Source organism: Streptomyces sp. Je 1-79 (assembly GCF_025195125.1).
In the GTDB taxonomy this organism is placed as follows: domain Bacteria; phylum Actinomycetota; class Actinomycetes; order Streptomycetales; family Streptomycetaceae; genus Streptomyces.
The window spans coordinates 129,752-142,043 of sequence record NZ_JAMGSL010000011.1 but is presented as its reverse complement, the minus strand read 5'-3'; the positions used below and the strand labels follow the sequence as shown (position 1 = coordinate 142,043).

Below are 12,292 nucleotides of genomic sequence, written 5' to 3'. Positions count from 1 at the left end.
ATGACTGGCTCCCTGACTGGCACCGACACCGCCCCCCTCCGCGTCGGACTCGTCGGCTACGGCCTCGCGGGCTCCGTCTTCCACGCCCCGCTGATCGCCGCCACCGAGGGTCTCGTCCTCGACACGGTCACGACCGGCAACCCGGAGCGCCAGGCGCAGGCCCTCGCCGCGCACCCCGGCGTACGGACGGCGGACTCCCCCGAGGAGCTGTGGGCGCGGGCGGACGAGCTCGATCTGATCGTCGTCGCCTCCCCCAACAAGACGCACGTCCCGATCGCCACCGCCGCCCTCACCGCGGGTCTCCCCGTCGTCGTGGACAAGCCGGTCGCGGGTACGGCCGCCGAGGCGCGTGAGCTCGCCGCCCTCGCCGAGGAGCGGGGCCTGCTCCTGTCGGTCTTCCAGAACCGCCGCTGGGACAACGACTTCCTGACCCTTCGCCGGCTCATCGCCGACGGCTCGCTCGGTCACGTCCAGCGCTTCGAGTCCCGGTTCGAGCGCTGGCGGCCGCAGCTCAAGGGCGGCTGGCGCGAGTCCGGCGCCCCGGAGGAGATCGGCGGTCTCCTCTTCGACCTCGGCAGCCATGTCGTGGACCAGGCCCTGGTGCTCTTCGGCCCCGCCGTGCGCGTCTACGCGGAGTCCGACGTCCGCCGCCCGGGCGCCGAGACCGACGACGACACGTTCATCGCGATCACGCACGCGAACGGCGTGCGCTCCCATCTGTACGTGAGCGCCACCACCGCCCAGCTCGGCCCCCGCTTCCGCGTCCTGGGGTCGAGCGCCGGATTCGTGAAGTACGGCCTCGACCCCCAGGAGGCCGACCTGCGCGAGGGCCTGCTGCCGGCGCCGGGCAAGCCGTGGGGCGTGGAGCCGGAGTCGCTGTGGGGCCGGCTCGGCGCCGGGGAGTCCCCGCTGACCGGCGGCGGCATCCCGGTCGAGACGTTGCCGGGCGAGTACCCGGCGTACTACGCCGCGGTCGCCGCCGCCGTCCGCGGCGACGGTACGAACCCGGTCACCGCCCACGAGGCGGCGGCCGCCCTGGACGTCCTGGAGGCGGCGAAGCGTTCCGCCCGCGAGGGAATCACGGTGACGCTGTGAGCGAGATCGCCACGCTGGAGGCCGACGAGGCCCGCCTGGTCCTGCCCCGGTTCACGTACGAGGACGCCTGGGCCCTGGGCTCGCTCCTCGTCGAGCTGGCGCGCGAGCGCGGCGCGCCGGTGGCGGTCGACATCCGGCGCGGCGCGCAGCAGCTCTTCCACTGCGCGCTGCCGGGTTCGAGCGCGGACAACGACGCCTGGATCGACCGCAAGCGGCGGGTCGTCGAGCGGTACGGCGAGAGCTCGTTCCTGGTCGGCGCCCGGTTCCGGGCCAAGGGGACGACGTTCGAGCAGTCCTCGCGCCTCGACCCCGATCGGTACGCCGCCCACGGCGGTTCGTTCCCGGTCGCGGTGGAGGGCGCGGGGGTGATCGGCTCGGTGACGGTGTCGGGGCTGCCGCAGGCCGAGGACCACGCGATGGTCGTCGAGGCGCTGGGGCGGCTGCTCGACGACCTCACGAGGTAGGGGCTACGCGTCCTTGAGCTCCTGGCGCTGACGCCCGAGGCCCTCGATCTCCAGCTCCACCACGTCACCCGCCCGCAGATACGGCTTCGGTTCGGGCTGCCCCATCGCGACGCCCGCCGGGGTGCCGGTGTTGATGATGTCGCCGGGGTACAGGGTCATGAACTGGCTGACGTACCGTACGACCTCCGCGACGCCGAAGATCTGGTCCGAGGTGTTGCCGTCCTGCTTGAGCTCGCCGTTGACCCAGAGCCTGAGCGGGAGCGCCTGCGGGTCCGGCACCTCGTCGGCGGTGACCAGCCACGGGCCGAGCGGGTTGAAGGTCTCGCAGTTCTTGCCCTTGTCCCAGGTGCCGCCGCGCTCGATCTGGAACTCGCGCTCCGAGACGTCGTGGGCGACGGCGTAGCCGGCGACGTGCGCGAGGGCCTGCTCGTCGGAGTCCAGGTAGCGGGCCGTGCGGCCGATGACGATCGCCAGCTCGACCTCCCAGTCCGTCTTGGTGCTGCGGCGCGGTACGAGCACGGTGTCGTCGGGTCCGACGACCGTGTCGGCGGACTTCAGGAAGACGACCGGCTCGGCCGGGGTCGCCGCACCGGTCTCGGCCGCGTGACCGTGGTAGTTCAGCCCGATGCACACGACCTTGCCGATCCGGCCGACCGGCGGGCCGATCCGCAGCCCGGTCGCGTCGAGCGCGGGCAGCACGCCCGCCCCGACGGCGGCCCGGATCCGGTCGAGCGCGGACGTGTCGGCCAGCAGGCTTCCGTCGACGTCGTCGACCAGGGCCGACAGGTCGCGGAGCGTCCCGTCCTGGTCGAGCAGGGCTGGACGCTCGGCTCCCGCCGGACCGACTCGCAGCAGCTTCATGGTCTTCTCCCTGTGGTCGAGGTGGGCCCGGGGAGCGGGCCCTGCAGAGCCCCGGCCGATGGAGTGCGGCCATCGGAGATATCGGAGGGTTGGTCGATCCTCCAAGAGTTTCGACCACTCGGCAAGACCCCGTTCACGGACTGGACCCTTACGCCTGAGTAGCCAGGGCCTCCATGGGGCGCGGGTCCCGGAAGAGGAAGGCCCGCTCGACGACGGTCCAGGTGGTGCTGGTGACGACGTAGAGCGCGGCGGCGAGCGGGACGACGGCGACCGTGATCAGGGTGGCGAAGGAGAGCAGCGGCATCACCTTGTTGATCGTGTCGGCGCCGGGCGTCGCCGGCAGTCCGGTGGTGAGCGGCTGCGCGGCGAGCTGCCGCTTCGTACGCCGGAAGTTGAACGCGGCGACGGCGGCCACGATCGCGAAGAGGACGAGATAGACCTGGCCGGCCGGGCCGAAGACCCCGCCGTGGGCGAGGGCGTCGGCCCAGTGGTCGCCGAGCGGGGCGGCGAAGAGGGTGTGTCCGGCCATGCGGTCGCCGGCGAACAGGTGGTACATGAGGAGGAACGCGGGCGCCTGGAGCAGGCTCGGGAGGCAGCCGGCGAAGGGCGAGACCTTCTCCTTCGCGTGCAGCTCCATGACCTCCTTCTTGAGACGCTCGGGATTCTTGGCGTGCTTGGCACGCAGCTCGGCGAGTTGCGGAGCGATGCGGGTGCGGGCCTTCTGGCCACGGGCGGAGGCCCGCGAGAGGGGGTGGATGGCGAGCCGGACGAGCATCGTGAAGAGGACGATCGCGGCGGCGGTCGCGGTGGTGGCGAAGAGCGGCTGGAGCAGGTCGGCGAGGCGCTCGACCAGGGTGGCGAAAACGGACATGGAGCCCTCCGAGGGGTCTCGTCGTGCCGGAAGAGGAAGATCTCGGCATGACGGATCCGCGCAGGTACTGGGGGGTGCGGGTACTCGGTGTGCGGGTACCCCTACGCGGCCGTCGGGAGGGCCCGTCCGGGTGCCCGGGGCCTGCGGCGCCCGGAGGCGTCGGGGTCGCGCTGCGGCAGGAAGGCGGTGCGCCGTTCCCGGTCGCGCAGGGTGGTCCGTACCCGTGTGGGAGGCACGGACGGGGCCGCGGGGGCGCCGATGAGGGCGCAGACGACGGTGGTCGCGGCGAGGGCGACGGCGGCGGAGACGCCCGACCCGTCGGAGAGGAGCAGATCGGCGAGGGCGAGGAGGAAGAACAGGGGGGCGAGCACGCGCAGGGCGAGTTCCCTGACCATCACGCCTCCTCTCTCCGTCTCGTCGTTCGTCTCCTGACGTTATACACGCTTGGCCCAGACGATAAGCCGGTAGGCGGAGCTGAACTCCGGGGTGCACGTCGTCAGGGTCAGGTAGGAACCGGGGTCGGAGTAGCCGTAGGAGGGCTTGACGAGCGAGCGGGGTACGGGCTGGATGACGCCGGTGTCGCGGGGAGCGGTCCGGGCCAGTACCTGGTCGACGACGTAGGTGTACTCCCGGTCCCTGGTCCGGATACGGATGGTGTCGCCCGTGCGCAGCCGGTTGATGTACCGGAAGGGCTCGCCGTGGGTGTTGCGGTGCCCGGCGAGGGCGAAGTTGCCGGTCTGGCCGGGTCCGGCGGTGTTCGGGTAGTGCCCGACGTAGCCGCGGTCGAGGACGGACCGCTTGCCGATGCCGCGGGCGATGGGGGCGGTGAGGCCGATGCGGGGGATGCGGATGATCGCGTACGCGGAGGAGGGCGGGCGCTCGCCGCGGCCGGGAGGCGGCGGGGCGAGCGTCTCCGTCCCGGCCTCGGCCCCGTCCTCGGCCGGGGGCTGCGTCGGCGTGACCGGTACCTCGGGAACGACGGGTGGTGATCCGGCCCACTCCCGCTCCAGGACGCGCACCTGCTCGCCGGCCTGGGCCCGGGCCTGCTGGTTGGTCCACCAGAGCTGGTGGACGACGAGGAGCAGGAGGACGACCCCGCAGGTGACGACGGCTTCGGCGCACACCCACAGCACACGGGCGGGCGTGCTCCGCACCCCGCGCGTCTGGACGACGACCGGCACCCTGCCCCGCACCCTGTCCCGCACGCGGGGCACGATAAGCGCTGACGCGCCAACTCTCCAGGGCCGTACAGCAGTACGGTGTTCAGCATGCGCCCCGACACGCCTGCCGCCCACGCCACCGAAGCCGAGCGCCTGCTGCGCACCGCCGACCTGTATCCCGAGGACCGGGAGGCCCTGTCCCTCCGGGCGGCGGCCCACCTGGAGCTGGCGGGCGACCGCGCGGCGGCGACGGCGCTGTACGACTCCCTGCTCTCCGGCCCTTCCGAGGACCCGCACCTGATCAGGGCGCTCAAGGCGGCGAACCTCTGGGAGTACGGCCACGAGGCGGAGGCGCGGGCGATCATCGAGGGCCTCAGGGCGTCGGCACCGGCGGACGCGGCGCCGTGGGAGACCATGGCGGAGACGCTGGAGGCCCACGACGAGCTGACGCTCGCGGAGACGGTGGCGACGGAGGCGGCGCGCCTGCTGGCACCGGAGTCCGCCCCGGCGGACCTCCCGCACCCGACGCAGTCGCTGCTGCTCACCCGCCACCGGATCCGCCGCATGCTGGCGCTGCCGCACGACGACTGGGACAGCCTGGCGGACGACCTCCACACGGCGGAGGTCCCGCTGGACGAGCTGCACGACCCGAAGCGCCTGTGGTCGCTCGGCTCCTCGGACCCGGCGGAACTCCAGGCCGAGATCACCCGCCTCCGCAGCGAACTGGGCTCGTACCGCACGGCCCTCTCCCGCCCCTTCCCGGTGGCGGTCCTCCACTGGCCGGAGGCGGAACTGGACGAGCTCGTGGCGGCCTACCCGGAACTCGAATCCGAGTACCCCACCTACCGCGCGCACCTCACGGACATCGAAGCCTCCCTCCGCGAACTGGCGACGGCAGGCACCCCCAACCTGGGCATCGTCCCGGCGACGGTCCCCTCCTACGAGGCCTTCGCCGCCTCGGAATCCTCCTCCCCGGCAAACGCGGACCTCCTCCCCCAGTACGCCACAACCCTGGCGGCACGAGGCCGAGCGGCATCGTGGCCGCCGGCGAGGGGGGCGGAGTGCTGGTGCGGATCGAAGAGGACTTACGGGGAGTGCCACGGGGGCCCGGGGGCCTGAGGGCCGACCACGAACAAGCACATCTGGCCATTTCCGATGCCCTGTCACCAATGTCGGCACCGTGCAGTACCGTCACGGTTGACCTTTGACGTTCGACTGGCCGCTCGTCCCCCCACGCAGGTCCAGTCCCCTGTGTGCGAGGAAGACCGATGCCCTACGAGCCAGGCGCCGGCTGGCAGTACGACGTTCCTACCAGTGGCAGCAAGCGTCTCCCCCCTGCCGCCCGCTATATGGAATCCCTGACCCACCAGGGGTACGGCTTCGAGGCGGCCATCGCCGACCTCGTCGACAACGCCATCGATGCCGACGCGCACAACGTCGTCGTCAGCTTCCTCAGGGATGACGACAGGCTCGTGAGCCTGCTCGTCATCGATGACGGGCGCGGTATGAACGATGAAACGCTCGACATCGCCATGACCGTGGGCGGACGCCAGGAGTACGCAACGACTGCACTCGGTCACTTCGGCGCCGGCCTGAAGGCGGCTTCGCTCTCCCATGCCGATGCTCTGACAGTCATCAGCAGGACCAAGCGCAGCCCGTCAACGGGCCGACGCTGGGTAACTGCCCAGGCTCAGTCGGACTTCACGTGCGACATCGTCGAGGCCCGTTACTGTCAGGACCTGATCGACCGCTACGACGGTGTCATCGGCTGGCATGGCACGATCGTCCGCTGGGACGGCGTGCGCCCCTTCTCCACCGTTACCACCGGTCAGACCGATCGCTACCTCAACGAGACGATCGAGCGCCTGGAGACCCACCTCGGCCTGTACCTGCATAGGTTCCTCAGCCGACCGGACTTCCACATAGACATCGTCGTGGAAGACGTTCGCACCAGAGCCGAACTCGACCACCGCGGTATCGAAGCAATCGACCCCTTCGGCTACCGCGTGCCAGGACGCGCCAGCTTCCCGCGGGTTTACACGGCCCCCATCGAGGGCGTGGGGAAGGTTCCCATGACCGCTCACATCTGGCCGCCCAAGTCTCCGCTTGTCGCGTTCCGCGGCATCGGACCCCTTGCCGAGCGCCAAGGGTTCTATATCTATCGGCATGATCGGCTGGTGCAGGCGGGTGGCTGGAACGGCACACGCACTGGCGAGACCCACCACAATCTCGCCCGTATCGCCATCGACCTGCCATCTCAGCCCAATGACGTCTTCTCCCTGACCGTCAAGAAGGACGGCGTCAATGTCACGCCTGCGTTCGCACGCGGCTTGGAGCAGGCCGCCGATGACGCGGGGAACACCTTCCTTGCGTACCTCGCCGACGCGGAGACGACCTACCGCGAGGCAGCCCGCCGCTCGACAGAGATCCAGCGCAAAGACGTTGTTCCGCCCGGCAAGGGCCTGCCTCCGAAGCTGAAGCGGACCCTTCGCGATGAGCTGCCGCAGCTAGAAGGCGAAGACCCCGTCACCTTCCGCTGGGAGAACCTGCCGCCGGAGGTGATGTTCGACATCGATCGTGATGAGCACGTGGTGCGCCTCAACAAGGAGTACCGCCAGGCGTTCAACGGCGACCGGCGGGCCGGCTCCAACGACGCGCCGGTACTCAAGGGAATGCTCTACCTGCTGTTGGAGAAGAACTTCCGCCTGGGCAGGTCAAGCGCCCAGCGGGACGACGAGATGGCGCTGTGGAACAGCGTCCTCGTGACAGCCATCCGCTGCGAGTTGGAGCGCTGAGGAACAGCCCATGACTGAGCACCTGCTGAACCTGCACATCGACGTGCTTGGCGCGATGAGCCGAGGCCCGAAGAACTTCGCGCGGGTTGCCTTCGCCGTATCGGAGGAGGAAGAGCCCTCAGACGCGCACCTTGGCCTCTTCCAGGACACCTTGTTGTCCGGAAACCCCGACCTCAAAGCTCTCTGGAGCCGTACCTTGACGGGCTGGGACGGCGCAGAGGCCGCTGACTGGTCCGACGCTCCGCCCAGCACCGAGCAGCGACGCTCCGATACGTACGAACGACTCGGCTTCAGCCACGAGCTGTGCAAAGTTCTCGACGCGGCGGTTCCTGTGGACACCGGGCAGCGGCCCGTCGTCATCAGCACGAAGTTCCAGCCCTGGTACACGCGTGAGAAAGCAGCAGCGCGAGCCTTCTACTGGTCAGCCTACGAGCGGCTACTACGGGACAAGGGCTGGAGCGACGCGGCTGTCGCCAGCCTCGACCAGGCATCCCACAACGTGGTGGAGCGCCTCTCGGACCCCACCAGCACGGATGCCTACGGTGCGCGGGGGCTCGTTGTCGGTTACGTTCAATCGGGCAAAACCGCCAACTTCACCGGGGTCATCGCCAAGGCCATCGACGCTGGATACCGTCTCGTCATCGTGCTCGGCGGCACATTGAACCTGTTGCGCAGCCAGACGCAACGCCGACTCGACATGGAGCTGATAGGTCAGGACAACATCCTCAGAGGTGCCGATCCTACGGACCTCGACGCCCTGGTTGGCATTGACTATCAGGACGACGAGGACTGGCCCCACAAGTTCGTTTCCCACGGCGGCCGGCCATCCGCCTGTGGCGCCTTCGACATCGAACGCCTCACCACGCGTGACGATGACTACAAGGGTCTGATGCAGGGGATTCGCGCCCTCGACATCGAGAAGCTGGATCGCACGCTTCCCCTGTTTGACCCGGCGAACCTCCACCACGCAGCGGCGCGCGTCATGGTGGTCAAGAAGAACAAGGCAGTCCTCCTCAAACTGGTCAACGACCTCAAGAAGATCGGTCCCATCCTCGGCGAGATCCCAGCCTTGATCATCGATGACGAGTCTGACCAGGCGTCAGTCAATACCATCGATGCAAGCAAGCAGCCCGAGGGGAAGGCCACTCGAACAGCAATCAACGGGCTGATCTCTCAGCTCCTCAAGCTCATGCCCCGGGCGCAGTACGTCGGCTACACGGCAACTCCATTCGCCAACGTCTTCGTCGATCCCGATGACGCGGAAGACATCTTCCCTCGTGACTTCCTGATCTCGCTTCCCCGCCCGGTCGGCTACATGGGTGTACAGGACTTCCACGACCTCGACACCACCATTCCCTATGACCAGCGAACTCTCGCCGACTCCCAGGAGAAGGCTCATGTCCGCGGCATTACTGCGGACACGGGTGATCGCCTCTTGGAGGCTATCGACGCCTTCGTGCTCGCTGGGGCTCTCAAGCTCTACCGCATCGAGAACGGTGCTGCAGAGAACAAGTACCGCCACCACACGATGCTCGTGCACGAGTCTGTCCGCATGGCCGACCACGCAGACCTCGCACTGCGGCTGAACACCATGTGGCATTCGTCGTACGGGAGCTCTGGGGCGCATCAGCGCCTCGCGGACCTCTTCAGCTCTGACTTCCTGCCAGTCTCCCAGGCACGTGCGGATGACCTCCTTGCCCCAACGTCCTACCAGGAGCTCCTGCCCCACATCAGCCGGGCGCGCCAGCTCATCAGCTCCGGCGGCAATCCGGTGATCATCGTGAACGGCGACAAGGAGCGGGACTACCAGCAGGCCGACCTTGACTTCGACCGAACCCCGCATGTCTGGAAAATCCTTGTCGGCGGAACCAAGCTTTCCCGGGGCTTCACGGTGGAGGGACTGACGACCACCTACTATCGCCGCAAGACTCAGCAGGCTGACACCCTGATGCAGATGGGCCGGTGGTTCGGGTTCCGATCGGGCTACCGCGACCTCGTGCGCCTCTACATCGGCCGGGAAGAACCGTTTGGGAGGGACAAGACCCTCGACCTGTATGAGGCGTTCGAAGCGATTTGCCAGGACGAGGAAGCCTTCCGCTCCCAGCTCACCCAATACGCGGAGCTGATCGACGGGGAGCCCCAGCTGACTCCGTCCCAGATACTGCCTCTGGTCTCCCAGCACCTGGCGCTGGTCAGACCTTCCGCACGGAACAAGATGCTTAACTCCGAACTCGTGGAGATCCGGTCTCCTGGCAAGCCCATCGAGCCCGCCGCCTACCCCCGCAGCCCCGAAGCCATCAGGCGCAACATTGAGCGTTGGCGCCCCCTGCTCCACATCTTCAGCAGCGAGCCGCAGACACTCACCCTGCCACCAGACGAAGGCAGCCCACTTACTCGCACCTTCCAGGCCAAGGTCGCGCGTGTGCCGCACTCGAGCCTGATCGGCGTGCTCAGCCAGCTTGAGTGGGAGGGAGACAATCACTTCACCCCTCACCTCAACTACCTGGCCCAGCTCGATGGAGGCTTGGCGAAGGTCGATGACTGGGTCCTGGTCTCGCCCCAGACAACACTCAGCCGACGCGTGGAAGCCACTGTTCTGGGCTCAGCACCTTGTTCTCTGGTCAGGCGAAAGCGGCAGCTCGGAAAGGTGTCCTTTGGCCGCATATCCGGTCTGGAGCATCGACGTTGGGCTCAGACACTGATCGATAACGCACATGCGGGCACATTCGACAGCCAGTCGGCCGAAGTGGCGATCGGCGCACGAACCGGAGTAGTCCTGCTCTACCCCGTCGTCGAGGCCGACCACGACGTCGAGCTGCAGTCTGCCGTCAGGGCAGGAGCTGCAGACACAGCGAGGGTCATCCTCGCCTTCACCGTCATCCCACCCACGGCAGCGAACAACCCTTCCCGTCGTCTTCTGCGATACCAGGCAAAGCGATCCGGCAGCTGAGGCATGCGGGGCGTCGCCATGCCGCCGACAGGCGACGCCCCGGACCCCTACGTCCCGCCACCGCGTTTGAGTTCACAGACAGGACCTGTCACGTGCTCCCCATGGATGTCTCCGCCGCCATCAACATCCCGAACCAGGCCACGCTGAGCGAGGACCCGGAGCTAGCAGCAGTACATTCCCATCTTCGCCTGCTGCCCCGCGCCGAGCAGCGTTTCGCCCGCACCCTCCGTGACACCATCGACCAGCTGCTCAACGGTGAAGAAACGGGACGATACGACTGGAGCACGCTTCATAAGACGGAGAAGACTCACGCCGGCACCCTGGTCGAGATCAAACTTCAGCGCGAGTTTCGGTTTGATGACGGAATCGACATGGACTATAAAATAGCCGGAATCGAAGTGGACTGCAAGTATTCGCAGCAGTTCGGTGGGTGGATGATTCCGCCAGAAGCCCGAGGTCACCTCTGTCTACTCGTATGGGCGAACGATGAGGAAAGTCGGTGGAGTGCCGGTCTTTTCCGAGTCAAAGACGAGTGGCTGAACCGAGGCAATAACCGCGACCTGAAGCTGACAGTGAAGGCCAACTACCGCGACAAGATCGCATGGCTCTGGCGTGATGCGGAGCTGCCGGAGAACACGCTGCTCCATATGCGGCCGAGTGACCGGGAGGCAGTCTTTTCGCATAGCTCAGGTCAGGCACGGCTCAACGAGCTCTTCCGGCGGGCACAGAGACGCCCTATCGGCAGGAACGTGGTTCGCACGGTCGCCCAGCAGAAGGACTACATGAAGCGGGTTCGCGGAAACGGTGGGTCCCGCTCAGCCCTGCGCAGCGAAGGAATAGTCATTCTTGGCGACTACGAGAGCCACAGGGCGATCGCGTCGCACCTCGGCATTGACCCGCCCAGGGAGGGCGAGTTTGTGAGTGTGCGAGTCGCGAGGATCAGGGAGCGCCAAAGTTCTCGGCCTGTAGCCCTCCTGGACGGCGAGTACTGGGCTGTTGCGACAGCCAAGGACCCCGTGGAGACAGCACCCTCGCTGCCCACCCACAAATCCATCACATAATACTGAAATCTCTACTGCCCCGCCCGCGGAAAGATGAGCATGACGCTAGACCCTCAGTATAAGAAACTGATCGATCAGTACGCCGACGACGCGGAAGCCGTGAGCGCCATCATCTTCGGCTTGTGCTGGCCGAATTTTTCTGCTCTGTCGGAAGCGGCGAGACTTCCCCTCCTCAAGGGCGAGTCGATGGATGAAGCCGCAACGCGCTTGAACCTGGGCTGGAATCCGGCGTGGCTCACAGACGCTGGTTTTACGGCGTTCGACAACAACGGTTCGGGACTGTCTGGGCAGTCATCCGCCTCGGGCCAGATTCACTGGGCTCCGACGGTCCGCACATGCAGGCTGGACGACCAGGTACCGGACACCGCCAGCCCCACCGGGCAGCCCTACCGTCGACGCACCTCCGGCGAAATTGCTCTGCTGAGCCTCTGGACCAGTGCTGTAAACAACAAGGGAATCGACATTGAGAGGCCAGTCCTTTCCCCGAATGCAAGGGGAGCGCGCTTCCGTGACTGCTTGATTCATTTTCTTCAGCGGAGCCTACCTGAGGGATGGAATGTCCGCCACGAAGTTCCCCTCACCCACATCCGCGGTCTGCACATGCGCAGAGATGTGAGCGACAGGAAGAGCGACATTCTCATCATCGACGGGGGAGGGAGGCTCGTCGCCGCGCTTTCCTCCAAATGGACCTGGCGTTCCGACCGGGGAACGGAGGCGGCCCAAATGGTTCCTCTCACCCGCTACAGGCCAGACGTTCCGTACGCCTTGGCTACTGCAGAGTTTCCCAGGGCTGCAAGCGTGACGCGGGAGAGCATCGAGGACCGGACCTATCACGTGTGCCCAGACTGGGTCGGCTCGTGGATGACGGTGAACGAACTGCCCGCGGATGCTTCCGCGCAAGAACACTGGCCAGACCTCGCTGCACTCAAGGAAGCGGGAAAGACTACCGCGCACAGGCTTTCCATCAACGGGCTGGATACCCTGGTGAATGACCTGAGAGACAGCGGAGACATTCTCTAGCGGCGAGGGATGAAA

11 protein-coding genes are annotated in these 12,292 nt (G+C 67.2%); 7 read left to right on the top strand and 4 right to left on the bottom strand.

Annotation, left to right across the window (positions count from 1 at the left end; translation table 11 throughout):
- On the top strand, nt 1–1,095 hold the full coding sequence (locus M5362_RS23395) for a Gfo/Idh/MocA family oxidoreductase (RefSeq protein ID WP_260229676.1): 1,095 nt from the start codon (nt 1–3) through the stop codon (nt 1,093–1,095).
- The gene (locus M5362_RS23390; RefSeq protein ID WP_260229675.1) at nt 1,092–1,559 is read left to right on the top strand and encodes a heme-degrading domain-containing protein; all 468 of its coding nucleotides are present in this window, start codon (nt 1,092–1,094) and stop codon (nt 1,557–1,559) included. Before M5362_RS23395 ends, M5362_RS23390 begins: the two co-directional genes overlap by 4 nt.
- Before the next feature lie 3 nt (nt 1,560–1,562).
- Here M5362_RS23390 and M5362_RS23385 read toward each other — a convergent pair whose 3' ends face one another.
- The 4 genes from M5362_RS23385 to M5362_RS23370 all read right to left on the bottom strand — a co-directional run bounded on the left by M5362_RS23385 (nt 1,563) and on the right by M5362_RS23370 (nt 4,496).
- Nucleotides 1,563–2,420, bottom strand: coding sequence for a fumarylacetoacetate hydrolase family protein (locus tag M5362_RS23385; protein WP_260229674.1), 858 nt, complete (start codon nt 2,418–2,420; stop codon nt 1,563–1,565).
- A gap of 148 nt (nt 2,421–2,568) precedes the next feature.
- Entirely contained in the window at nt 2,569–3,291 is a 723-nt protein-coding gene (locus M5362_RS23380; RefSeq protein ID WP_260229673.1) for a YidC/Oxa1 family membrane protein insertase, read from the bottom strand.
- Between the two features lie 101 nt (nt 3,292–3,392).
- The gene (locus M5362_RS23375; RefSeq protein WP_260229672.1) at nt 3,393–3,686 is read right to left on the bottom strand and encodes a DUF6412 domain-containing protein; all 294 of its coding nucleotides are present in this window, start codon (nt 3,684–3,686) and stop codon (nt 3,393–3,395) included.
- A gap of 39 nt (nt 3,687–3,725) precedes the next feature.
- A complete protein-coding gene (locus M5362_RS23370) occupies nt 3,726–4,496 on the bottom strand; it encodes a class E sortase (RefSeq protein WP_260229671.1) in 771 nt (256 codons plus the stop codon).
- 63 nt (nt 4,497–4,559) lie between these two features.
- Between M5362_RS23370 and M5362_RS23365 the strand changes: the two genes are divergently transcribed.
- From M5362_RS23365 to M5362_RS23345, 5 genes are all read left to right on the top strand, one after another.
- On the top strand, nt 4,560–5,570 hold the full coding sequence (locus tag M5362_RS23365) for an SEC-C domain-containing protein (RefSeq protein WP_260229670.1): 1,011 nt from the start codon (nt 4,560–4,562) through the stop codon (nt 5,568–5,570).
- Nucleotides 5,571–5,719: 149 nt separating this feature from the next.
- Nucleotides 5,720–7,246 (top strand): ATP-binding protein, encoded by a 1,527-nt coding sequence (locus tag M5362_RS23360; protein WP_260229669.1) that lies wholly within the window; start codon nt 5,720–5,722, stop codon nt 7,244–7,246.
- A gap of 10 nt (nt 7,247–7,256) precedes the next feature.
- Nucleotides 7,257–10,196: a Z1 domain-containing protein gene (locus M5362_RS23355; protein ID WP_260229668.1), complete on the top strand. Its 2,940-nt coding sequence runs from the start codon at nt 7,257–7,259 to the stop codon at nt 10,194–10,196.
- 101 nt (nt 10,197–10,297) lie between these two features.
- Nucleotides 10,298–11,257 carry a NaeI family type II restriction endonuclease gene (locus tag M5362_RS23350; RefSeq protein ID WP_261366318.1) on the top strand — a complete coding sequence of 320 codons (960 nt, stop codon included), beginning with the start codon at nt 10,298–10,300 and terminating at the stop codon, nt 11,255–11,257.
- A gap of 33 nt (nt 11,258–11,290) precedes the next feature.
- Complete coding sequence (locus M5362_RS23345) at nt 11,291–12,277, top strand: hypothetical protein (RefSeq protein ID WP_260229666.1); 987 nt, start codon at nt 11,291–11,293, stop codon at nt 12,275–12,277.
- Nucleotides 12,278–12,292 lie beyond the last annotated feature (15 nt).

Excerpts from the sequence above, each read along its gene's own strand:
- M5362_RS23375 (WP_260229672.1), bottom strand. The coding sequence starts at position 3,686 with ATGGTCAGGGAACTCGCCCTGCGCGTGCTCGCCCCCCTGTTCTTCCTC.
- M5362_RS23395 (WP_260229676.1), top strand. The coding sequence starts at position 1 with ATGACTGGCTCCCTGACTGGCACCGACACCGCCCCCCTCCGCGTCGGA.
- M5362_RS23360 (WP_260229669.1), top strand. The coding sequence starts at position 5,720 with ATGCCCTACGAGCCAGGCGCCGGCTGGCAGTACGACGTTCCTACCAGT.
- M5362_RS23380 (WP_260229673.1), bottom strand. The coding sequence starts at position 3,291 with ATGTCCGTTTTCGCCACCCTGGTCGAGCGCCTCGCCGACCTGCTCCAG.
- M5362_RS23355 (WP_260229668.1), top strand. The coding sequence starts at position 7,257 with ATGACTGAGCACCTGCTGAACCTGCACATCGACGTGCTTGGCGCGATG.
- M5362_RS23365 (WP_260229670.1), top strand. The coding sequence starts at position 4,560 with ATGCGCCCCGACACGCCTGCCGCCCACGCCACCGAAGCCGAGCGCCTG.
- M5362_RS23345 (WP_260229666.1), top strand. The coding sequence starts at position 11,291 with ATGAGCATGACGCTAGACCCTCAGTATAAGAAACTGATCGATCAGTAC.
- M5362_RS23350 (WP_261366318.1), top strand. The coding sequence starts at position 10,298 with ATGGATGTCTCCGCCGCCATCAACATCCCGAACCAGGCCACGCTGAGC.
- M5362_RS23385 (WP_260229674.1), bottom strand. The coding sequence starts at position 2,420 with ATGAAGCTGCTGCGAGTCGGTCCGGCGGGAGCCGAGCGTCCAGCCCTG.